The following is a 21,524-nucleotide window of genomic DNA, read 5'->3' on the forward strand; positions in this document are numbered from 1 at the left end:
TGCTAATTGCTAAGCCATACCTTGGTTACCGTGTAAGCTCGCCCATTCCACTAGGAAAGTCACCGCACCGTTTATGCAAAAGATCACCGGCGGACTGCTATTCTTTGGCTGTCTCTTCCTGTCGATGGCAGTGGGGGCGATGCTGTGGCGTGCCGGATTGGGTGCGGGCGCGGGCATTTCGGCAACATTAGCCACGCTGGCCCTTCTGGCGGCGACCTGCGCTCTGGCGTGGAACGTCAACAATACGCGAGCCCTGAAACAGGAACTGGCCAAGATCAAAAAGGCCCACCGCCTGCTGGCCGACGCCATGGAGTCGACGCAGGGCGCGATGACCCAGCTGGCACAGGCCATCGATGAAGGGCCCCTGTCGCGCACCGATGCGCTGACGGGCGAAGTCCGCATGCTGGAAGACATGGTCCAGCAGATGAACGCCTCGCTGGAAGAGCGCCTTTCTCAAGCAGCCACATCCGACCTGCGCCTTCATGTCGTCTCCAATGGCAACGGCAACGGCAATGGCCACGGTAACGGCATGCTGCGCACCGTCCACGATGCGCTCGCCGAGGGCCGCGTGGACCTTTATCTGCAGCCCATCGTCACCCTGCCCCAGCGCCGGACCGTCTTCTACGAAAGCTTCACCCGCCTGCGCGACGCCTCGGGCCGCATCCTGTCGCCTGCCGAATATATGTCGGTCGCCGAGGGCGAGGGTCTGGTCCCCGCCATCGACAACCTGCTGCTGTTCCGCTGCGCCCAGATCGTGCGCCGTCTGGCCCGTCAGGACCGCAAGGTCGGGGTGTTCTGCAACATTTCCCTGTCGTCGCTGGGTGACGAAACCTTCTTCCCCCAGTTCCTCGACTTCCTCAGCCAGAACGGCGACTTGAAGGACGCCCTGATCTTCGAACTGGGTCAGGCAGTGTTCGAGGCGCGCGGCGCCACCGAGGCCCGCAACATGGCCAAGCTGGCCGATCTGGGCTTCCGCTTCTCCATCGACAAGGTGCAGACGCTGGACCTCGATTTCGCCGACCTGCAACGCTCGGACGTGCGCTTCCTCAAAATTTCCGCCGACCTGCTGATTGAGCAGCTGCTGGAGATGGACGGTGCCGTCCCCCTGCCCAGCAAGCCCGACATTCAAGCCGCCGACTTCTCGCCGCTGGTGCGTCGCTATGGCCTCGAACTGATCGCAGAGAAGGTCGAGAGCGAGCGTCAGGTGGTTGATATCCTCGACCTCGATGTGCCGCTGGGCCAAGGCCACCTGTTTGGCGAGCCGCGCGCCATCAAGGAAGCCGTGCTGGCTGAAACCGACCCGCCGTCAGAGTTCGTCCGCTCGACCCTGCAATCCGCCGAGCGCCGCCTGCGCCACTAATCCATCCGGCTTTGCACCCTCGCCATCGGTCGCAGGGATTGCTACATGGCCCGCATGACTTCCCCGATCTCGCTGCCCCGCCTGTCGGCTGTTGCCGATGATTATGATGTCCTGCTCTGCGATGTGTGGGGCGTGATCCATAATGGCCGCGAAAGCTGGCCGGCCGCATGCGAGGCCCTGACCCGTTTCAACGAAAAGGGCGGGCATGTGGTGCTGATCTCTAACTCGCCCCGCCCGTCCAGCGATGTGATCTCGCAGCTGGACGGCCTGAACGTTCCGCGCAGCGCATGGAAGCGTTTCGTCACCTCCGGCGATGCCACCCGTGCAGAATTGGCCAAACGCGCGCCTCAGGCGGCGCTGGCCATTGGCCCTGACCGCGACGCCACCACCTATGAAGGCACCGGCCTGAAGCTGGTGGACAATGTGAACGCCGCGGATTTCATCTCGGTGACGGGTCTGGTCGATGACGCCACCGAAACGCCCGAGGATTACCGCGATGTTCTGACCGCCGGTGCCGCCAAGGGACTGGACCTGATCTGCGCCAATCCCGACCGCGTCGTCCAGAAGGGCGACAACCTGATCTATTGCGCCGGTGCACTGGCCGACCTTTACGAAGATCTGGGCGGCAAGGTCATCATGTCGGGCAAGCCCTTTGCCCCCATCTATGAGCTGGCCCTGATCGAGGCCGAATCCCTTCTGGGTCATCCGGTCGACCGTTCGCGCGTGCTGTGCATCGGCGACGGCGTGATCACGGATGTTTTAGGTGCCGAAAGCCAGAAGCTGGACTGTCTGTTTATTGCCCAAGGAATTCATGGCGATAAGGCCAAGGGCGATGATGGACAACTGGATGCGGGTCGCGCTGGCGATCTTCTGAAGGCGGAAAATACAACCGCCCGTTACGCCGCGCTCGACTTGGCGTGGTAACCCGTCGAACAAGTCTCGCCAAACAGGTTCACCTAACGTAAAGCAGCGCTCATGAGCAATCTGGTCCAAGGCCACCCGTCGGGCGGCTATATCCTCGAAGAGCTTCACGTCGGCATGGCCGCCGAAAAGCTCGTGCCGGTTACCGAAGAGCGCATCCAGCTGTTTGCTGACGCTTCTGACGACTATAATCCGGTCCACCTTGACGAGGCCTTTGCCTCGAAGACTGCCTATCGTGGCCGTATCGCCCACGGTCTGCTGAGCGCATCCTTCGGCTCGGCTGTGGTGGGTACGGTCCTGCCGGGTGCAGGTTCGATCTACATCTCGCAGTCGCTGGCCTTCCACTATCCGGTCCGCATCGGCGACATGGTCCGCATCCTGATCTCGGTCATTTCGGTTGATCCGGAATCGGCCCGTGTCGAGCTGAACTGCGAAGGCTTTGTCGGTGACAAGCTGATCATGGACGGCATCGCCACCGTGCGCGTGCCGCGCCGCCGCAAGCCCTCGGCCCGCTAAACACCGACAGGGCACAGGGTATGGGTATCGAAGTCATCCGCGACTGGCGCGGCCTGTCTGACGCCCAGAAGGGCGCAGCCGTTGCAGTGGGTGCATTTGACGGTGTGCATCGCGGCCATCAGGCGGTCATCGCCTCGGCCCGCGAGGCCGCAGCTCGCCTAGGCGTGCCGCTGGGCGTCGTCAGCTTCCATCCCCATCCCCGCCGCCTGTTCCAGCCGGACGTCGCCCCGTTTGGCCTGATGACACCGGACCAGATGGCCCGCGCCCTCGATGAACTGGGCGTGGACCGTCTGTACCTGCTGCCATTCGACCGCGAGATGGCCGGACTGTCGGACGAAGAGTTCGCCCTTCAGGTCCTGTCCGAGGGTCTGGGCATCAAACACGCTGCCGTCGGTTTCGACTTCACCTTCGGCAAGGGCCGCTCGGGCTCTCCCGACCTGCTGACGAAATACGGCCAGTCGCTGGGCTTCAGCGTCTCGGTGACCGAGCGCAAGGACGACGCTGACGGCCTGAAGCTGTCCTCGTCCGCCGTGCGAGAGGCTCTGAAAGCCGGTGACATGGATCGCGCCACCGCCATCCTTGGCCGTCCCTTTGCCATCGAGGGCGAGGTGATCCACGGTGACAAGCGCGGCCGCACCATCGGCGTGCCGACCGCCAATATCGCCATGCCGGGCTATATGCGCCCCGCCTACGGCGTCTATGCCACGCGTACCCGCCTGCCCGACGGGCGGGTGATCAAGGGCGTGGCCAATCTGGGCATCCGCCCGATGTACGAGATCGAAGACCCGCTGGTCGAAGTCTGGCTGTTCGACTTCAACGAGAGCCTCTACGGGCAGGTGGTCGAGACCGAACTGGTCGCCTTCCTGCGCGGCGAGATGAAGTTCGACAGCCTCGACGCCCTCAAGGTCCAGATCGAGGACGACGCCGCCAAGGCCCGCGCCATCCTCGGCTAAAGCGGCTTTAGCCCTGCGCTTGCAGCGCGGCCTGACGGATCAGACCCACCATATTGTTCAGGCCGTTGGCGCGTTGCACGGTCAGGGCCGACGGCAGGCCCAGCCGCTCCAGCGCGGCCTTGACGTCAAAGCCCAGAATCTCGTCCGGCGTGCGGCCCGAATACAGGCGCAGCAACAGGGCGATATTGCCCTTGGACAGGGCGCTGTCGGAATCGGCGTCAAAGAACAGGCGACCATCCTCGAGGCGGGTGTTCAGCCACACCTGCGCGGCACAGCCCGGTACCTTGTTGGCGTCGATCCGCGCCTCTTCCGGCAGGGGGGCCAGATCCTTGCCCAGATCGATCACATATTCGATCCGGCCTTCCCAATCGCCCAGCAGGTCGAACTCCTCGATCAGCTCATCAAGTACGGATTGGATGGATTCAGAAGTAGGAGTGGTCATGCCGCTGTCCTTACTCCCCCATCCACGGGCTCGACAACGGTCGATTTCAGTCGAACTTCTCCACATACGCGAGCGCATTTGGGTTCGTGCGGACCGACAGCTATCCTGTAGACTTGATTCTGCACCGCCCGCTGGTGTGACGTCGCCGCTTACAGGACAAGAAGCCCGATTTTGAACGTCCCGTTCACGCCAACCGCAGCCGCTACCCTTGTCCGGCCTGACCCCGCTCAGGCTCGGAACCGCGCTGTCTGGCACCTTCTTTGGGGGATCACAGCCGCAGCCCTGACGGCAGTGGCTTTGTTCTCGGGCGCGAACGTCACGGTCTTTCTGGCGCTGATCATCCTCGCCCTGCCCGCAGTTGGCCTGTTTGCCATTCAGGAAATCTCGCCCGCGCCGTCGCACTGGCCCCAGCCTGTGCCGCCGATGCCGCTGTGGACGCTGTTTCCGTGGTGCCTGTGCCCCATCATCGCCATGGCCCTGACCGGCGGGCTGACCGGACCGATAGGCCCCCTGACCTTTGCCCCTGTGGTGGGCGGTCTAGCCCTGCGGACACCGGGGGAAGAGCGCCCCCTCTTCTATGGCTTGGCGGCGTCGGCGGTGGCGGCCTTTATTGGCGGCGTGGCCCATGCGTGGCTGCCCCCGACGGCCAGCCTTCCGCTGCTGACCACCGGATCGGGCCTGATCGTCATTCTGTTCGGACTGGTCGCGGCGCTGAACACCCGTCCGTCCGGCACCGTCGTGCCCTTGGCCATGGCGCGGATGGAGTCCGCCCTTGCCGATCAGCCGGGCCTGACGCTGGTTCTGGCTCCGAACGGGCGGGCTATGGCGGCCTATGGCGCAGCCCCGCCCGCCATGGATGTGGACGCCCTGTTCGTCGAGCGTGACAGCGAAGGCGGCCTGATCGAAGCCGTCCACCCGCCGGACCGTCCCGCCGTCCGCGCCGCCTTGTCCCGCGCCCAAGCCGGACAGCCCGCTCAGGTCCGCTTTACCCCCCGCGCCGCATTGGACCGCCGCGTCCTTCTGGTGGTGCGCCGTATGCAGGGTGATAGCCGCCGCATCGCGGCCCTGATGCTGGACGCCACCTTGCAACACGCCCGCGAGAGCGAGCTGGACCAGGCCCGCGCCGAGGCCGAGGAACAGGTTCAGGCCCGCTCGCGCTTCATCGCCCACCTCAGCCACGAACTGCGGACCCCGCTGAATGCCGTGCTGGGCTTCTCGGACATGATGAAGCAGCAGCTGGTCGGCCCCCTGTCGGATCGCTATGTCGACTACGCCACCTCCATCCACACCGCGGGCAGCCACCTGCTGGATGTGATCGGCAATGTGCTGGACGTGTCGCGGATCGACGCCGACCGCTATGAGCTGAACTGCGAAGACCTCGACGCCCGCGATCTGGCCGATGCCTCCATGGCGCTGGTCCGTGTGCAGGCCGATGAAAAGGCCATCGAACTGTCCGCCGACTTGCCGGACGAGGCGCTGACGGTCCATGTCGACCGCCGCGCCTTCAAACAGATCCTCGTCAATCTGCTGAGCAATGCGGTGAAGTTCACGCCCGCCCACGGCCAGATCACCCTCAGCGCCCAGCGGGAACAGGATCAACTGGTGGTAAAGGTGACCGACACGGGCGTCGGCATCGCGCCCGAAGATCTCGCCCGCCTTGGCCGCCCGTTCGAGCAGGCCGGCGATGCCAAGCAAAAAGCCCAAGGCACGGGCCTTGGGCTCTCACTGGCGCGCTCGCTGGCAGAACTGCACGGCGGCACCCTGTCGCTGGAAAGCACGCTGGGCGAAGGCACGACCGCCACCCTGCGCCTTCCGGCCTTCTAGGGTTTAGTCGCGGGCGACCTGAAACCCGGCGAACGACTGTTTCACCGGCATCAGCTCAATAGAGTTGATGTTCAGGTGCGGCGGCAGATTGGCCACCCAGAACAGGGTCTCGGCGATATCCTCGCCCGTCATCGGATCGACACCGGCATAAAGGGTATCGGACGCAGCCTTGTCGCCACCGGTACGGACCAGGGTGAACTCCGTCTCGGCCATGCCCGGCTCGATCGAGGTCACGCGCACGCCTGTGCCATGAAGGTCCGAACGCAGGCCCAGCGAGAACTGGCGCACGAAAGCCTTGGTGCCGCCATAGGCATTGCCGCCACGGTACGGATAGGTCGCCGCCACCGACGAGATGTTGATGATCGCGCCCTTGCGCTCGATCAGGCGCGGCAGCATGCGGTGGGTGATGGTCATCAGGCCGGTGATGTTGGTGTCCACCATCTGCTGCCATTGGGCGAGGTCCGCTTCCTGTGCAGGTCCGGTGCCCAATGCCAGACCGGCATTGTTGATCAGCAGATCGATATCCCGGAAAGCTTCCGGCAGACCGGCCAGCGCCGCATCGATGGCCGCGGCATCACGGATATCGAAGGCGCAGGGATGAACGACATCCGCGCCCAGTTCCGATACCAGCGCCTCAAGGCGCTCCGCGCGGCGGCCGGTGGCGATCACCTTCCAGCCATCGGCGGCGAAGCGGCGGGCGGCGGCCAGTCCAAAGCCTGCGGTCGCGCCGGTAATCAGTACTGTACGGCTCATGCCGTTTCCCCTTCTTGCTTGGCTTTCAGTGCAGCCTGACGGGCCTTTTCACGCTCTTCGGCGGCGCGGATGCGGGCCTGTTCTGCGGCGCGCACGGCGTCGGTACCGATGTGGGCGCTGCCGCGTTGCTTGGCCAGTTCGATCTGGCGCTGGCGCTCGGCATAGGCGGCGCGGCGTTCCTCGTCGCGCTCGTCCCAGCAGTGGTCGCACGAGATACCCTCGACGAACTTGGGCGACTTCTTACCTTCCGGGCTGACCGGCATCCGGCAGGCGCGGCATAGGGTGTGCTCGCCCAACTTCAGCCCGTGACCGACCGAGACGCGCTCGTCAAAGACGAAGCATTCGCCCTTCCACAGGCTTTCCGGCTCGGGGATTTCCTCGAGGTATTTGAGGATACCGCCCTCGAGGTGGTGCACCTCGGGGATGCCTTCGGACCTCAGATAGGCGGTCGACTTCTCGCAACGGATACCGCCCGTGCAGAACATGGCCACCTTGGTCGGCTTGTCGCGCGTGACCAGGGCGCGGCCTTCGCGCTCGAACCATTCGGCGAACTCGCGGAAGGTCTTGGTGTTGGGCTGTATGGCGTTCTGGAAGGTGCCGATCTCGACCTCGTAGTCGTTACGGGTGTCGATCACGATGGTGTCGGGATCGGAGATCAGCGCATTCCAGTCCTGCGGCTTCACATAGGTGCCGACGCCGTTCACCGGATCGAGATTGGGCAGGCCCATGGTCACGATCTCGGCCTTGATGCGGACCTTCATGCGATAGAAGGGCATCTCCATCGCGCCGGAATATTTCAGCTCCAGCCGATCAAAACCCGGCTCGGCATGGATGCCGTCCACGACGCGCTTGATGGCGTCATGCGGTCCGGCGATGGTGCCGTTGATGCCTTCGTGCGCCACCAGAAGCGTGCCGCGCACCTCGTCGCCGCACAGGGCAATCAGGCGCTCGCGCAGGGCGGCAGTATCGGCCACCGGCGCGAAACGGTACAGCGCGGCAACCAGAACGGGATAATCTTGGAAGGAGGTATCTGTCACGCGGCCTCTATAAGCGTTTTGGGCACTAAAACCCATACTGTCTGACACCGAAGCTTGCCTTAGACGTTAGGCCAGTGTGGACTGTGTTTGCGTGCGTGCGCGGGGTCCGCGCAACGTCCCTTTCGATAGGTGCCTTCAAGTTGACAGTGGCCAAGTCGTCTCCCCTCGCCCCGCTCCGGCACCCGCTGTTTCGGGCCATCTGGATCACCAGCCTGATCACCAATTTCGGTGGGCTGATCCAGTCGGTGGGCGCGTCGTGGATGATGACCTCCATCTCCACCACCCAGATGACGGCTCTGGTCCAGGCCTCGGTCAGTCTGCCGATCATGCTGCTATCGCTGACGGCGGGGGCGCTGGCCGACACCATGGACCGCCGCAAGATCATGCTTGTGGCCCAGACCTTTATGGTGCTGATCTCGGCCTGTCTGGCGCTGCTGGCATGGCAGGGCCTGCTGACACCATGGATCTTGCTCAGCTTCACCTTCCTGATCGGTTGCGGCGTCGCCTTCAACGGACCTGCGTGGCAGGCGTCGGTGGGCGACATCGTCCCACGTGAAGATCTGGCCGCCGCCGTCACGCTGAACTCCATGGGCTTCAATCTGGCCCGAAGCCTTGGCCCCGCGCTGGGCGGTGTGGTCGTCGCCATCGGCAGTGCCGCCGCCGCTTTTGCCGTGAACGCCGTATCATATATCGGACTTCTGGTGGTGCTGTTCCGGTGGAAGCCCAACCGCCCCCAGCACACCCTTCCGCGCGAAGGCCTGCTGGCGGCCATGGGCGGTGGCCTGCGTTATGCCCTTCTGTCACCGCGCATCGTCGCAGTTCTGGTGCGCGCCATTATCTTCGGCATCGGGGCCAGCGGGCTTCAGGCCCTGATGCCTGTCATCGCCCGTCACGAGGTGGGCGGTGGGCCTCTGATCTATGGCGTGCTGCTGGGATCGTTCGGCGTGGGGGCCGTGGGGGGCGCACTGTTCATTTCCGAACTGCGTGCCCGCTTCAAAACCGAAACCATCGTCCGCACTTGGACGCTGATCTTTGCCGTGGCGTCCATCTGCGTGGGCTTCGCTCCGACAATCTATCTGACGGTTCCGGCGCTGATGCTGGGCGGTGCGGCATGGGTAACGGTGCTGTCGACCTTCAACGTCACCGTCCAGATGTCCGCCCCGCGCTGGGTCGTGGCCCGCGCTCTGGCGCTCTATCAGATGTGCGCGTTTGGTGGCATGGCCGCAGGGTCGTGGCTGTGGGGCAGTATCGCCCAGAACTACAGTATCACCGAGGCACTATGCATCTCGGCGGCGGTTCTGGTGGTCTGCACTGCCATTGGCCTTCGCGCCCCGCTGGCCAATGGCGAGGACCTGAACCTTGCACCGCTCGACCGCTGGCGCGAGCCGACTACGGAACTGCACATCGAACCGCGCAGTGGCCCCATCATCATCTCGATCACCTATCGCATCGATGATGCGGACGTGCCCGAGTTCCTGCGCCTGATGGAAGAGCGCCGCCGGACCCGCCGTCGTGACGGGGCCCACCAGTGGCGTCTGATGCGCGATCTGGCCGATCCCAACCAGTGGACCGAGAAATATCAGGTCGCGACATGGCTGGACTACATCCGCCACAACCAGCGCATGACACAGGAAGACTCGCACATCGGCGACGAAATCCGCGCCCTGCACAGAGGCGAGCACCCGCCCGCCGTCCACCGCATGATCCAGCGCGCCACCGGCAGCGTCTCGCCCCATCTGCATACAGAGCGCAATTTCGGCGAGCCTCTCACCGACCCGACACGGGCATCCTGATCACCGAAAAACAGAAAGGGTCGCCTCCGTCAGGATAGCGACCCTTTCCTTTATGCAGAGAGAGAATGCTTTGCGGGGGCGTCAAAGCAGGCTGAACAACATATGCACGCCGGTTGCCACGCCGACGAGAATGGCAAAGCCGAACAGCAATCCGATCGCCGGATGCATCGGTTTAGAAACTTGGGCCCCACGGTTAAAAGTAACCGCGCGTGGCCTACCCGGGTGTACCAGAGCCATGACGTTTCCTTTCCCTAGGCGGCGATGACCATCGTGGGACACCGTCTCGCTAGGAAAGCGTCTCCCAAAGACCATTCGTTGCATAGGGGCTTTCACACCATCGTGAACGGTGACTTTTCGGGGCTTTTCGGCTAACCCCGCCGGTCAAAGGATTTTCCATGTCAAAACTGACCATTGCCGACGAGGCTGGCCGCCGCCGGACCTTCGCCATCATCGCCCACCCGGACGCCGGTAAGACCACCCTGACCGAGCACATCCTGCTGGCCGGTGGCGCGCTGCGCGCCGCAGGGGCCGTGAAGGCGCGTGGTGAGAACCGCCGCGCCCGCTCGGACTGGATGAAGATCGAAAAGGAACGCGGCATCTCCGTCACCGCCTCGGTGATGACCTTCGAGCACGAAGGCAAGATGTTCAACCTGCTCGATACCCCGGGCCACGAAGACTTCTCCGAAGACACCTACCGCACCCTGACCGCCGCCGACTGCGCCATCATGGTGCTGGACGCCGCCAAGGGTATCGAGCCGCAGACGCTGAAGCTGTTCGAGGTCTGCCGCCTGCGCGACATTCCGATCATCACCTTCATCAACAAGCTGGACCGCGAAGCGCAGGACCCGATGGCCCTGCTGGACGAAATTGCCTCGCGCCTGCAACTGGACCCCGCCCCGATCTGGTGGCCCGCCGGTTCGGGCAACCGCCTGCGCGGTCTGGTCGAGGTCGGCACCGGCCGCTTCCAGCCCTATACCAAGAAGGCCGCAGGTTCGGATGAAGATCCCGAACATCCGCAAGCCATCCCGCTGTCCGACGCCACCCAGTATTTCGAACAGGGCGAGCAGGACGAGGTGACCGAAGCTCTGGAACTGGTCGAGGCCGGTTACCCGCAATTCGACCGCCAGTCTTTCCTCGAAGGCCACATGACCCCGATCCTGTGGGGCTCGGCGCTTCGTCACTTCGGCATCGAGGACCTGCTGCGCGCCATCGGTGAATGGGCCCCCGCGCCCAAGGTCATGAAGGCCCGCAAGGAAGCCCCGCCGGAAACCCGCAACGCCCCCGCCCCCGAAGCCATCGAAGTCGAGCCGGGCCAAAACGAAGTCACCGGCTTCGTCTTCAAGGTTCAGGCCAATATGGACCCGAACCACCGCGACCGTATCGCCATGTTCCGCATGGCATCGGGCACCTTCAAGCGCGGCATGAAGCTGAAGGTCCAGAACACGGGCAAGCAGTTGTCGGTCAACGCGCCGATGATGTTCTTCGCCTCGGACCGCGAACTGGCCGAGGAAGCCTATGCGGGCGACGTGATCGGCATCCCGAACCACGGTGTGCTGCGCGTGGGTGACAGCCTGTCGGAAAGCGGCCTCGTGCGCTTTGCGGGCCTGCCCAACTTCGCGCCGGAAATCCTGCAACGCGTACGCGTGAAAGACCCGCTGAAGGCCAAACACCTGAAGAAGGCGCTGGAAGGTCTGGCCGAGGAAGGCGTGACCCAGCTGTTCCGCCCCGACATCGGCGCTGACTTTATCGTCGGTGCCGTCGGCCAGCTTCAGTTCGAGGTCATGGCCGACCGTCTCGGTGCCGAATACAACCTCGACGTCATCTTCGAGCCGAGCCCTTACGCCGAGGCCCGCTGGGTCGTGGGTGATAAGGCCGACCTTGAGGACTTCGCCTCGAAATACCGCCCGCAGATGGCGACCGATATCGACCAGAATCCGGTCTTCCTGGCCAAGTCGTCGTGGGAAACCGGCTATGTCGGGGAGCGCTTCCCGAAGGTCACCTTCTCCAAGACGCTGGAACGCGGCTGATGATTTAGGGGAGGCTCCGGCCTCCCCTTTTCTATGGTTTACAACCGTAAAGCTTGTCGCCCGCGATACCCTATGCCCTCCTCCAAGGAACACCGATGTGGAGCCGCATAGATGAACCCGCTGCGACTGACCTACGCCCTCGTCATGGCAATGGTTTTAGGCCTTGTGGCCGCGTCGCAGGCGCTTGCAGACTGGCATCGCGTCGAAACGCCCAACTTCATCGTCTATGGCGAAGGCAATGCGCGTTCCATCGTGCGCGAGGCCGAGGAGCTGGAACGACTGGACCGGATGATGCGGCAGGTAATGAATGTCGCTCCCAGCTCCGATAATCCCAAGCTGTCGGTCTATATTCTGCCCGACCGAAAAGCATTCCAGGTCATATCCCCGGAAGCTGGCCGGAACACCGGAGGGGAATACGCCGCAACTGAATTTGGCATCACAGCCATCCTGTTGCGCGGCACGGACAACCACGTCCTATTCCATGAATATGCACACCATTTCATGCTGCATTATTTCCCGTCGCGCTATCCGGCATGGTTCATCGAAGGTTTTGCCGAGTATTTCGCGACAGCCGATGTGCGCGATGCCCAGAGCGTGAAGCTGGGCTATTACGCGCCGGGGCGTTTGGCCGCGCTGAACCACCAACGCTGGATCAGCATGGAGACCCTGCTGACGGCCACCCCGCGCGACCTCGGTGCCGACGACCGTGCCAACTATTACGCCCTGTCGTGGCTGCTGACCCATTATCTGGTGTCGGACCGCACCCGCCTGCAAAAGTTCGGAGCCTATCTGGACGGCATAAAACACGGCCAGAGTTGGGACAGCGCCCTTCGACAGCATCTGGACATGACGCCCGACGAGCTGAGGGCGGCCTTGCGTGGCTATCTCGGCGGGTCGATGCCCTATGGCCGCTATGACCTCGCCCGCACCACCGTTCCCTCACAGGTCACAACATTGTCGGCGTCGGCCAGCGACTTTCTGCTGATATCGGCGGCGCTACAGCGTGCCGTCAGTAACGCCCGCGCGCAGGCGCTTTTGACCGAGGCGCGGGACAAGGCACCGCTTCATCCGAACGATCCTCTGGCCCTCGCGACCCTGGGCAATCTGGAGCAGGTCTGGGGTGACGATGACCGCGCAGAGCAAGCCATCACGCGTCTGCTTCAGATCGACCCGAACCATGTCGATGGCCTGCGTTTCATGGCCCAGCTTCTTATCGACAGGGCGCGCGCTGCCTCTGTCCCCGCCGAGAAATCAGCCTTCCTCGCCCAAGCCCAGCGCCATCTGGTCAAGGCCATGGACGTCGATCCGACCGATTTTCGCATCTATCGCCAGCTTGCCATCATACGCAGTTTCGCCGCCGATTATCCGGCAGCCGGCGATGTCGATACGCTGGTCGTGGCCCTGTCCTATGCGCCGCAGGTGTCCGGGTTGCGGGTGCGGACGGCCCAAGCTATGCGCCGTCTGGGCATGAACGACGAGGCTGAAGTTGTCATGGGCGTGCTGCGGAACCATCCACACGGCGACGCTCCCGAACCGCCTTCCGAACCCGCGCCTCAATAAACGCCCGAAAATCGGCGGCAGTGCGCGGTGGATGGGGTACAACGACAGAATGTTGTTCGACCTGCCCAGTGATGATGTCCTGTACGACGCCCTTGTCGCGCGCGATGACCGCTATGACGGACGGGTGTTTGTCTGTGTGCATTCGACCGGCATCTTCTGTCGACTGACCTGTCCGGCGCGAAAGCCCCTGCGCGAAAACTGCACCTTCAGGGAAACCGTGGGCGAGTGCATCGAGGCGGGCTTCCGCGCCTGTAAACGCTGCCATCCGGTACAGGCGGCGGCGCAGAACGATCCCATCGTGACCGCCCTGTTGGCGCGGCTGGATGCCGAGCCACACCGCCGCTGGTCCGAACCCGATATCGCGCGCTTGGGTTATGATCTGTCGACTGTGCGCCGCGCTTTCAAACGGCATTTCGGCACGACATTTCTGGAGATGGCCCGTCAGCGCCGCCTGCGCGAAGGGTTCGAGACACTGGCCTTGGGAGGATCGGTTTTGACCGCGCAACTGGATGCCAGCTTTGAATCGCCGTCCGCCTTCCGCGCCGCCTTCGCCAAGCTGATGGGGTGTGCGCCTGCGGACCTCAAGACCGATGGCCACATGCGCGCGACGTGGATCCCCACGGCGCTGGGCGACATGATCGCGGTCAGCAGCGCCACCCATCTGCACCTGCTGGAATTCACCGACCGCAAGGGCCTGCCTGCCGAACTGAAGAAACTTCAGGCGGCCACGCCAGGCGGATTGGGCATTGGCCGCTTTGGCCCCGCCGAACAGGCCGAGGCGGAACTGGCCGACTATTTCGCCGCCCGCTCGGCACGGTTCGAGACGCCCTTGGCCATGCATGGCACCGACTTCTACAAACGGGTGTGGCAGGCGCTACAGACCATTCCGGCGGGAGAAACCCGATCCTATGGCGACATCGCCCGCCAGATCGGCCAGCCCACCGCCGTCCGCGCCGTGGCTCGCGCCAATGGGTCCAACCAGATCGCCCTGATGATCCCCTGCCACCGCGTCATCGGGGCGGATGGGTCGTTGACGGGCTATGCAGGCGGCCTGTGGCGCAAGCAACGGCTGATCGAGATCGAGCGAGCCTTGAAACAGAAGGCTGCCTAGGGCGCGGGTGCCTTTGGCTGGAAAAACGGCAGGAAGAACTGCACCAGCGGCCCGATACACAGGGCAAAGGCCACGGTCCCCACACCGACCACGCCGCCCAAAATCCAGCCAATCGCCAGCACGATCACCTCGACCAGCATCCGCGACACGCGAATGGACCAACCGAGCTTGCGGTTCAGTCCGACCATTAGCCCGTCACGCGGCCCCGTCCCCATGCCCGCGCCGATATAGGCCGCCGAGCCGATACCCGTCAGGACCAGCCCGCCCGCCAAGCCCGCCGCACGCAGGGGCCAGCCTTGGAACTCGGGCATCAGCCACAGGAACAGGTCCATGGTCAGGCCGATCACCAGAATATTCATAATGGTGCCGACACCGGGTTTCTGGCGCAGCGGAATCCACAGCAGCATCACCACCACACCCGACAGGATGCTGAGAATGCCGAGGCTCAAACCCGTGCGGCCCGCCAAACCCTGATGGAAGACATTCCATGGATCGAGGCCCAGATGGGCGCGCACCATCAGCGCGGCCCCGAGGCCAAAAACCGACAATCCCAAGATCAGCTGTATGAAGCGGCGTATCCACATACTGCCGTCATGCCCGATCCCCTGCCGCTATGCGAGCGCCAAACAGGGACTTTGCCTCCAGCCCGAAGGTCATGGCGAACATCAGCGCCGAGATGCTGCATGAAAGCATCAACGCCGCCCCCGCCGACCGATCCAACGCCAGACCGAAACTCATCGGCGCAATCGCCTGAACAAAGCGGGCGGGCAGCAGGACAGCGGCCTGCCTCTGCCCATAGTTGACCTTGCCGAACACGTGCAGTGGCAGGATGCCCGACGCCACCGACAACAGGCCATTGCCCGCCCCCTGCCCGATGGCAATCGCGATGCTGGCCGCCTTTCCGCCCACGAGCGCGATGATCACCCCCAACGGATAAAGCAGGGTCGCCATTCGCACGATCCGCACCGGCGAGGCCTTTGGCGGCGAGAACAAGGCCCCCACCCGCATGGCAATCGCGGACAGTGCCATGGTGCTGGCCGCCATTGCGGCTATCGCAGGCTCCAGCCCCAGTGCCATCAGAAGGCGCGGCAACTGGGCGGCGCAGGCGGTGGCGATCCACCACGCCCCCGCAAACAGTACCGCTAGCTGCCACATCCGGCGGTCCCACCGCACACGGTCAGCGGGCTTGTCCGAGCGTTCCCCCTTGCCGTCCGGCATCAGGGCATAGAGCGGGATACAGACCAGCAGATGCGTCGCCACCCAGAACCATAGCGCCCCGCGCCACCCCATCACTTCCATTAGAAACAGGCTCAGCGGCCAGCCGATGGCCCCACCGCATGCCCCGATCAGCGAGACCGCCGTAATGGCCCGCCGCGCCTCCAATCCATAAACCGCGACCAGCAGGGCATTGGCCGGGGCGTAAAAGCCGATCCCCATGCCGAAACCCAACATCACGACCCCTGCCAAGGCGCTCGCGGGTCCGGTGGCCGATGCCAGTAGCGCCAACGCCGCCGCCAGCATGAGCGAGGCACAGCCCAGAACCTCGCGCCCGCCCCGCCTGTCTATCCATCGACCCGCCGCCATGCTGGCAAAGGCCGCAATCAGGAAGGCCGCCGACAGGGCGCTGAACAATCCGGCGGTTGTCGCGCCCGTCGCGCTGGCGATCGGATCGGCCATCACCCCCAGCAGATAATAGGACGATGCGAATGAGATAATCATGCCCGCGCCCAGCGGCGCGATCAGGCGGATCGGAGACGGTACAGTATTCATGCCCGCGCTCCATGCCGCCGATTGCCAAGCCGGTGTTAGCGATCTATCGGTGCGTCTATGTTCCAAAACCTCACAGGCTCTACGACGCAGATATCGCTCACCGCGCTGCGTGCCTTTGAGGCCATGGCCCGCACGGGCAGCGCCACGGCGGCCGCCGCCGAACTGCATGTGACCCACAGCGCCATCAGCCGTCAGGTCAAATCACTGGAACAGCAGTTGGGCACGCGCCTGTTCGAGGGTCCCAAGCACGCCCTGCGCCTGACCCCGCGCGGGGCCAAGCTGGCCGCCGAACTGCATCCGGCCTTTGACCGCATCGCTGCCGCCGTCACCCACGCCAAAGGCCAAAGCGACGAACTGTCTGTGGCCGTCCACCCTAGCCTCGCGGTCAAATGGCTGATCCCGCGTTTGGGTGCATTCCATCAAGCGCATCCCGACATCCACATCCACCTGATCGAACTGCCGACACATGCCGAAACCCATCGCGGGGCCGATGTGGTGATCCGCCTGATGGACGACGACCGGATGGCGGCCAGCGGCGCGATCAAGCTGATGGACAATGCGACAGGTCCGGTGTTCAGCACCAGTTTGAAGCCCGCGGGCGAGCCGCTCGCGGAACTGCCGCGCCTTGCCGCCCGCACCCAGCCCGATGGTTGGGCACGCTGGAGCCGCAATAGCGGAATGGGCCTGCCCCCTTCTGGCCCACCACGCCTCTTGGCGCACCTGCACTTTGTTCTGGATGCGGCCCTTTCAGGATGGGGCTGTGCGGTCCTGCCATGGGTATTGGTGGCCGATGCTGTGCGAGACGGGCGGCTACAGGCACCCTATGGGTTCGCTCCCGATGGCGGCGGCGTCGCCATCATGCTGAGCGGCAGCGAGCCCAGCCGCGCCCAACGCGTTTTCCATCGAAGGTTGCAAGAGGAAGCCAGAGGTCTGCTTCCCGCGCCTGAAAACCTAGGCACTTCTACCCTGACTTGATCAGCTAAGCTCTTTCATCGGCAGTTCAGACATGGTTTGCTCCCCTGTGGTGGCACGCATGCGCCCGGGAGTGTCTATGTTGAGTTTGGCCCTATTCATGGCATTGGCCATTTCGGTGCCCCAGCAACGGGCCGAGCCGCCGAATCCCATTGTCATATCCTATCGCGAGGTGATCCTCTGCGCCGGACTGACCCAGGCCAAGTCCGAACTGGAAGGCGGCGAAACCACCGACGGACGTCGTCTGTACGATGCTGCGCTCTACTGGTCCCTGACCGCCATCCAGCTGGGCGGCGCGACCGGCAGACCCGCCGAAAGGACCGAGGCGGACATGACACAATCGCGAATTCACGCTGTCCGCCAGCTCAACAACCGTGACGCGAAGGCCCTGGCAGACCTCGATAAGTGTCTGAAATCCACACCCTCTCTAGGTTAACCAAGTATCAGTGATATTTTAGGTCGAACCTTCATCTTGGCGCTGCGTTTGCTTGCATTGAAACGGGATCATTCCACGATCCCAATGCGGGACAACCGAGCCAATGTTCGAGTTTGGAAGAGATCTCAGACGCCTTTTTGAAAAGGCACGCGATAGCCAGGATTTGGGCTGGCTGGAACTTGTCGGGTTGAACCTCGTCGAGTCCGAAGCCCGCACCCAGTCCACCGACGCGGGTCGCGTTTCCTGTGCCCGACCCTATGAGGCGTGGATGCGCGCTGCCTCATTATGGCGCGAACATGCACGCCGTTCCGGCTCCCAGGACAGTCTCCAACGCGCCGAACAGGCAGGCCGCGATGCCAGCCGAGCCGCCCAGACCGATGATCAGGCCATGCGGGCCGCCATCGATGTCGGCAACACCTGTATGCTGGCCTTTGACCTCTACGGTGCGCCCTATCGTCTGAACGGCCTGCTGGAGAGCATGAAGCGGCTGCCGGAAGCCCGCAATCCGGAGACCCGTGCCGAGCTTCTGGCCTTGACCGCCCGCTTGAAAGCCCGTCAGGCCCGCATCGCCCAAGACGCGACGGCCATGACCGAGGCCGCCAATCTGTTGGCCGCGGCCATGCAGGACATCCGCCCCAGCGACAACCACATTGTCGAGGATCTAGCACTGGATCGCGCTGCCCTGTCGCTGGAAGCCGGTCTTCTGAGCCGTGATGCCCAACTGCTGGATCGTGCAGGCCGCGAACTGCGCGTGCTGGTCGAAGGGGCCTCGCCGGACGAACGCCCGGTCAGCCGCGCACGCGCACTGGCCCTGTGTGGCACCGGCATGTCCGCCCTTGCCGCCGTCGCCGTGAACGATGACGCTGGTGATCAGGCCAGCACCCTCTACGACGCCGCCGCCGATCAGTTCACCGCCGACCACAGCCCGCTGGACTGGGCGTCCATCGTCCTGCTGAAGGCCGAGAGCGGTCCGGTAAAGCTGTCCGTATTGGCACAGGCCCAGCGCCTGACGGATCGTCCGGGTCTTATTCTGGGCGCGATGATCCGCGAACGGCTGATGGCTCAATCCATCGCCGAGGCCGATGCCAATGAGGACATTCCGGCCCTGACCCGTCTGGAAAGCCAGTTGCGCAAACGCTTGTCCAGCCCGCCCGACGACGCCACCGCCGTCGAATGGGCCAGTGACCAGATTTCGCTGACCCGTCTGGTGATGGTGCTGTCCTCGCACCTGACCTATCCGACGGCGGACCTCGGCATGGCCTTGTTCGAGGCGGCTGACGCGGCCAATCTGGCGGGTGCTCCGGCACTGGCCAAGCGTGCCCGCGACCTGATGCTGGCCGCCAAAAGCCTTTAGAACTTACGGATAAATCCGGCCGCGCACCTTGACCACGCCACATTGGCCACCTAGCTGACCATCACGTCTTAAGGGTGCCTTCAAGTGACCGACCAATCTGCTGATCCCGTCCACGCCTTCATCGACAACGCCGTGAAGGATCACGACGTCGTCCTGTTCATGAAGGGCACGCCGGATTCGCCGCGCTGCGGCTTCTCGGGTCTGGCTGTCCAGATCCTCGACCACATTGGCGTTGCCTTCGTCGGTGTCGATGTGCTGCAGTCCGAACAACTGCGCGACGGTATCAAGGCCTATTCCGATTGGCCGACCATTCCCCAGCTCTACGTCAAGGGCGAGTTCGTGGGTGGTTCGGACATCATGCGCGAAATGTTCAACGCCGGTGAGCTTCAGGCTCTGATGGCCGAAAAGGGCATTGGCCCGGCAGAAGACTGATAAGGGCGGGGGGCCGATCTGATGGCAAGGGCAGTTCTGGAACCGCGTGAAGACCGCGAAATCTTCATCGTACCTCTGGAGATCAAGCCCGAGCACATCGACGAGAACGGCCACGTCAACAATGTCGTCTATGTGGGCTGGTTGCAGGATGTCGGCACCGCCCACTGGAACGCCCGCTTCGACGAGGCGACCCGCACCAAATACTCGTGGGTCGCCCTTCGTCACGAGATCGACTATTTCCGCGGGATCATGCCGGACGCCACCGGCGTAAAAGCCCGCACATGGGTCGGTGATCCCCAAGGCCCGCGCTTTGCCCGCTATGTCCGCATCGAGGACGCCGACGGCAAGGTCTATGCACAGGGCGTCTCCGAATGGTGTCTGGTTGAAGCCAGCACCCTGCGCCCCCAGCGCATCCCTGCCGACATGCTGGCCCCGTTCGCCGCCTAATCTAGATATTCAGATCAGCGTTGTCCGCCGATGACGGCGTCCTCGCGCACGCGCAGGGGGTTGGCGACCAGAAGCTGGCTGCCCGATGGCAGGCCCAGTTCGTTGAATGTCCATTGAACCAGCACACCTTCGTCCGAAGGCTGGGTACAGGTATCCTGATGGGTGCGGACCAGCGTCAGCACAGCACGGCCAGCGCCGCGGCTGATCCGCGGCTGGATGTCGTCTTTGTCGGTGCAGCCATTGCTCGCAACGCGGATAGCCGCAACATCGTCGGTCACCACCGCCGCATAGACCTGCTCGATCGCGCCTGAATCGACAGCCCCATAAATACCGTTGTCCAGCGGCGCGCACGCACCAGCGCCCGCCAGAACGAGAGCGGTCGTCAGAATGGCAAATCGGGATACTGGCTTACGCATGTCTCCCCCGAGCGCGTTGCTGGATTCGGCAGGAAGATGCCTCAAAGCCCGCCTAAAGTGAACAGCGTTCTCCATTAAACCTTGGCAATAAAAAAGGCCCCGCCGGAGCGAGGCCTTTTCCATTTCCGATCTCTGTCCACCAGGGCGGACAGCGGCCGAATATTACGAGGAGTAGTATTCGACGATCAGGTTCGGTTCCATCTTAACCGGGTACGGAACGTCAGCCAGTTCCGGGACGCGCACGTAGCGCACCGAGAAACCGCGATCGCCCAGTTCCAGGTAATCCGGAACGTCACGCTCGGCCGATTGCTGGGCTTCCAGCACCAGAGCCATGTTGCGCGACTTTTCTTTCACTTCGACGACGTCGCCGGCCTTCACACGGTACGAACCGATGTCGACCTTCTTGCCGTTGACGGTCACGTGACCGTGCGACACGAACTGGCGAGCAGCCCAAACGGTCGGAACGAATTTGGCGCGGTAGACGATGGCGTCCAGGCGCGATTCCAGCAGACCGATCAGGTTTTCCGAGGTGTTGCCCTTACGACGGTTGGCTTCAGCGTAGATCGCCGCGAATTGCTTCTCGGTGATGTTGCCGTAGTAACCCTTGAGCTTTTGCTTGGCCTTCAGCTGCAGACCGAAGTCCGAAACCTTCGACTTACGACGCTGGCCGTGTTGGCCCGGGCCGTACGAACGCTTGTTGACCGGCGACTTGGCGCGGCCCCACAGGTTTTCACCCATGGCGCGGTCGATTTTGTACTTGGCGCTATGACGCTTGGACATAGTGTCATCTTTCAACTGTGATGCGGCCCGGTCCCTCCCCTATTGGAGGGACGATCTCAACGGCGGTCCACGCATCGTCCGTGTTTAAACGCACCTCGGGCGCAAACCCGTGGTGTGAAGGGCGCGCTTATGGCCTTGATACCCGCCAGAGTCAATCTTTGCGGGCTTTTGCGCCCCCTCAGCCCTGCTTCCGTCAGCCCTGCTGAAGAGCCAGTGCATAGTCCACGACATCGGACGGCCAATCGGCCGTGTGCTGGCGAAACGCGACCTGGTCCGATGCGAACAGGGCGCGGACGGCTTCCTCATAGCCTGCAAAGTCACCAGCCACCGCCGTCAGGAAACGGTACACCCGTTCCTGCGCGGCCTTGGCGGCTGTGGCACCCGCATCATTTCGGCGCGCCTCTTCGACCAGACGTCGCAAGGCTGCCGATGCGCCCCCCGGCTGGGCCTGAAGCCAGTCCCAGTGGCGGGGCAGCAAGGTTACCTCGCGCGGCACGACGCCCAGCTTCGGGCGCCCCCGTCCCCGCGCCGCAGGTTCTTCTGGGGCATAGCGGGCGGCAATCTCCTCTTGAGTGCCGCGCAGGTCCAGATCGACCACCCGCCCCGTCCGGTCATCAAAC

At 63.7% G+C, this 21,524-nt stretch carries 23 protein-coding genes; 14 read left to right on the forward strand and 9 right to left on the reverse strand.

All coding sequences use genetic code 11. The features are described from left to right. Positions 1 to 73 precede the first annotated feature (73 nt). From Q0Y42_RS06720 to Q0Y42_RS06735, 4 genes are read left to right on the forward strand one after another with little or no spacing between them, the layout of a single operon-like run. The gene (locus Q0Y42_RS06720; protein WP_297801571.1) at positions 74 to 1,360 is read left to right on the forward strand and encodes an EAL domain-containing protein; all 1,287 of its coding nucleotides are present in this window, start codon (positions 74 to 76) and stop codon (positions 1,358 to 1,360) included. A 54-nt stretch (positions 1,361 to 1,414) separates the two neighbouring features. Beyond that, positions 1,415 to 2,284 carry a TIGR01459 family HAD-type hydrolase gene (locus tag Q0Y42_RS06725; protein WP_297801628.1) on the forward strand — a complete coding sequence of 290 codons (870 nt, stop codon included), beginning with the start codon at positions 1,415 to 1,417 and terminating at the stop codon, positions 2,282 to 2,284. Positions 2,285 to 2,335: 51 nt separating this feature from the next. After that, positions 2,336 to 2,797: a MaoC family dehydratase gene (locus Q0Y42_RS06730; protein ID WP_297801573.1), complete on the forward strand. Its 462-nt coding sequence runs from the start codon at positions 2,336 to 2,338 to the stop codon at positions 2,795 to 2,797. A gap of 20 nt (positions 2,798 to 2,817) precedes the next feature. Further along, positions 2,818 to 3,750, forward strand: coding sequence for a bifunctional riboflavin kinase/FAD synthetase (locus Q0Y42_RS06735; RefSeq protein ID WP_297801576.1), 933 nt, complete (start codon positions 2,818 to 2,820; stop codon positions 3,748 to 3,750). Between the two features lie 7 nt (positions 3,751 to 3,757). Here the strand turns inward: Q0Y42_RS06735 and Q0Y42_RS06740 are convergent, their stop codons facing one another. Beyond that, the gene (locus tag Q0Y42_RS06740) at positions 3,758 to 4,192 is read right to left on the reverse strand and encodes a SufE family protein (protein WP_297801579.1); all 435 of its coding nucleotides are present in this window, start codon (positions 4,190 to 4,192) and stop codon (positions 3,758 to 3,760) included. Positions 4,193 to 4,363: 171 nt separating this feature from the next. Here Q0Y42_RS06740 and Q0Y42_RS06745 point away from each other — a divergent pair, with 171 nt between their 5' ends. After that, positions 4,364 to 6,016, forward strand: coding sequence for a HAMP domain-containing sensor histidine kinase (locus Q0Y42_RS06745; protein WP_297801581.1), 1,653 nt, complete (start codon positions 4,364 to 4,366; stop codon positions 6,014 to 6,016). Between the two features lie 3 nt (positions 6,017 to 6,019). Here the strand turns inward: Q0Y42_RS06745 and Q0Y42_RS06750 are convergent, their stop codons facing one another. Next, positions 6,020 to 6,769 (reverse strand): SDR family NAD(P)-dependent oxidoreductase, encoded by a 750-nt coding sequence (locus tag Q0Y42_RS06750; protein ID WP_297801584.1) that lies wholly within the window; start codon positions 6,767 to 6,769, stop codon positions 6,020 to 6,022. Beyond that, on the reverse strand, positions 6,766 to 7,806 hold the full coding sequence (locus Q0Y42_RS06755) for a rhodanese-related sulfurtransferase (RefSeq protein ID WP_297801587.1): 1,041 nt from the start codon (positions 7,804 to 7,806) through the stop codon (positions 6,766 to 6,768). The genes Q0Y42_RS06750 and Q0Y42_RS06755 overlap by 4 nt, the downstream gene beginning before the upstream one ends. A gap of 146 nt (positions 7,807 to 7,952) precedes the next feature. Here Q0Y42_RS06755 and Q0Y42_RS06760 point away from each other — a divergent pair, with 146 nt between their 5' ends. Beyond that, the gene (locus tag Q0Y42_RS06760; protein WP_297801590.1) at positions 7,953 to 9,599 is read left to right on the forward strand and encodes an MFS transporter; all 1,647 of its coding nucleotides are present in this window, start codon (positions 7,953 to 7,955) and stop codon (positions 9,597 to 9,599) included. 81 nt (positions 9,600 to 9,680) lie between these two features. Here Q0Y42_RS06760 and Q0Y42_RS06765 read toward each other — a convergent pair whose 3' ends face one another. Then, on the reverse strand, positions 9,681 to 9,836 hold the full coding sequence (locus Q0Y42_RS06765) for a hypothetical protein (protein WP_297801592.1): 156 nt from the start codon (positions 9,834 to 9,836) through the stop codon (positions 9,681 to 9,683). Between the two features lie 158 nt (positions 9,837 to 9,994). Between Q0Y42_RS06765 and Q0Y42_RS06770 the strand changes: the two genes are divergently transcribed. From Q0Y42_RS06770 to Q0Y42_RS06780, 3 genes are all read left to right on the forward strand, one after another. After that, positions 9,995 to 11,626, forward strand: coding sequence for a peptide chain release factor 3 (locus Q0Y42_RS06770; protein ID WP_297801595.1), 1,632 nt, complete (start codon positions 9,995 to 9,997; stop codon positions 11,624 to 11,626). 111 nt (positions 11,627 to 11,737) lie between these two features. Continuing rightward, the gene (locus Q0Y42_RS06775) at positions 11,738 to 13,186 is read left to right on the forward strand and encodes a hypothetical protein (protein WP_297801598.1); all 1,449 of its coding nucleotides are present in this window, start codon (positions 11,738 to 11,740) and stop codon (positions 13,184 to 13,186) included. 49 nt (positions 13,187 to 13,235) lie between these two features. Further along, a complete protein-coding gene (locus Q0Y42_RS06780) occupies positions 13,236 to 14,297 on the forward strand; it encodes a trifunctional transcriptional activator/DNA repair protein Ada/methylated-DNA--[protein]-cysteine S-methyltransferase (protein WP_297801601.1) in 1,062 nt (353 codons plus the stop codon). Here Q0Y42_RS06780 and Q0Y42_RS06785 read toward each other — a convergent pair. Together Q0Y42_RS06785 and Q0Y42_RS06790 are read right to left on the reverse strand one after the other, a co-directional pair. Next, complete coding sequence (locus tag Q0Y42_RS06785) at positions 14,294 to 14,851, reverse strand: hypothetical protein (RefSeq protein WP_297801603.1); 558 nt, start codon at positions 14,849 to 14,851, stop codon at positions 14,294 to 14,296. The two genes, Q0Y42_RS06780 and Q0Y42_RS06785, sit on opposite strands and share 4 nt — an antisense overlap. Positions 14,852 to 14,888: 37 nt before the next feature. Beyond that, on the reverse strand, positions 14,889 to 16,067 hold the full coding sequence (locus tag Q0Y42_RS06790) for an MFS transporter (protein WP_297801605.1): 1,179 nt from the start codon (positions 16,065 to 16,067) through the stop codon (positions 14,889 to 14,891). Between the two features lie 57 nt (positions 16,068 to 16,124). On the opposite strand from Q0Y42_RS06790, the gene Q0Y42_RS06795 reads away from it, so the two are divergent. The 5 genes from Q0Y42_RS06795 to Q0Y42_RS06815 all read left to right on the forward strand — a co-directional run bounded on the left by Q0Y42_RS06795 (position 16,125) and on the right by Q0Y42_RS06815 (position 19,708). Beyond that, positions 16,125 to 17,042, forward strand: coding sequence for a LysR family transcriptional regulator (locus tag Q0Y42_RS06795; RefSeq protein ID WP_297801607.1), 918 nt, complete (start codon positions 16,125 to 16,127; stop codon positions 17,040 to 17,042). A gap of 76 nt (positions 17,043 to 17,118) precedes the next feature. Further along, on the forward strand, positions 17,119 to 17,475 hold the full coding sequence (locus tag Q0Y42_RS06800) for a hypothetical protein (RefSeq protein WP_297801610.1): 357 nt from the start codon (positions 17,119 to 17,121) through the stop codon (positions 17,473 to 17,475). Positions 17,476 to 17,662: 187 nt separating this feature from the next. Then, complete coding sequence (locus Q0Y42_RS06805) at positions 17,663 to 18,829, forward strand: hypothetical protein (RefSeq protein ID WP_297801613.1); 1,167 nt, start codon at positions 17,663 to 17,665, stop codon at positions 18,827 to 18,829. A gap of 84 nt (positions 18,830 to 18,913) precedes the next feature. Next, positions 18,914 to 19,261, forward strand: coding sequence for a Grx4 family monothiol glutaredoxin (gene grxD, locus Q0Y42_RS06810; protein ID WP_297801615.1), 348 nt, complete (start codon positions 18,914 to 18,916; stop codon positions 19,259 to 19,261). A 21-nt stretch (positions 19,262 to 19,282) separates the two neighbouring features. Further along, positions 19,283 to 19,708, forward strand: coding sequence for an acyl-CoA thioesterase (locus tag Q0Y42_RS06815; protein ID WP_297801618.1), 426 nt, complete (start codon positions 19,283 to 19,285; stop codon positions 19,706 to 19,708). A gap of 14 nt (positions 19,709 to 19,722) precedes the next feature. Here Q0Y42_RS06815 and Q0Y42_RS06820 read toward each other — a convergent pair whose 3' ends face one another. From Q0Y42_RS06820 to Q0Y42_RS06830, 3 genes are all read right to left on the reverse strand, one after another. Then, the gene (locus Q0Y42_RS06820; RefSeq protein WP_297801620.1) at positions 19,723 to 20,124 is read right to left on the reverse strand and encodes a hypothetical protein; all 402 of its coding nucleotides are present in this window, start codon (positions 20,122 to 20,124) and stop codon (positions 19,723 to 19,725) included. 162 nt (positions 20,125 to 20,286) lie between these two features. Next, the gene (rpsD, locus tag Q0Y42_RS06825) at positions 20,287 to 20,904 is read right to left on the reverse strand and encodes a 30S ribosomal protein S4 (protein ID WP_297801623.1); all 618 of its coding nucleotides are present in this window, start codon (positions 20,902 to 20,904) and stop codon (positions 20,287 to 20,289) included. A 193-nt stretch (positions 20,905 to 21,097) separates the two neighbouring features. Then, on the reverse strand, positions 21,098 to 21,524 hold a 427-nt coding region (locus Q0Y42_RS06830), incomplete at its 5' end, for a DUF2239 family protein (protein WP_297801625.1).

This window comes from uncultured Brevundimonas sp. (assembly GCF_947305955.1).
Taxonomy (GTDB): Bacteria; Pseudomonadota; Alphaproteobacteria; order Caulobacterales; family Caulobacteraceae; genus Brevundimonas.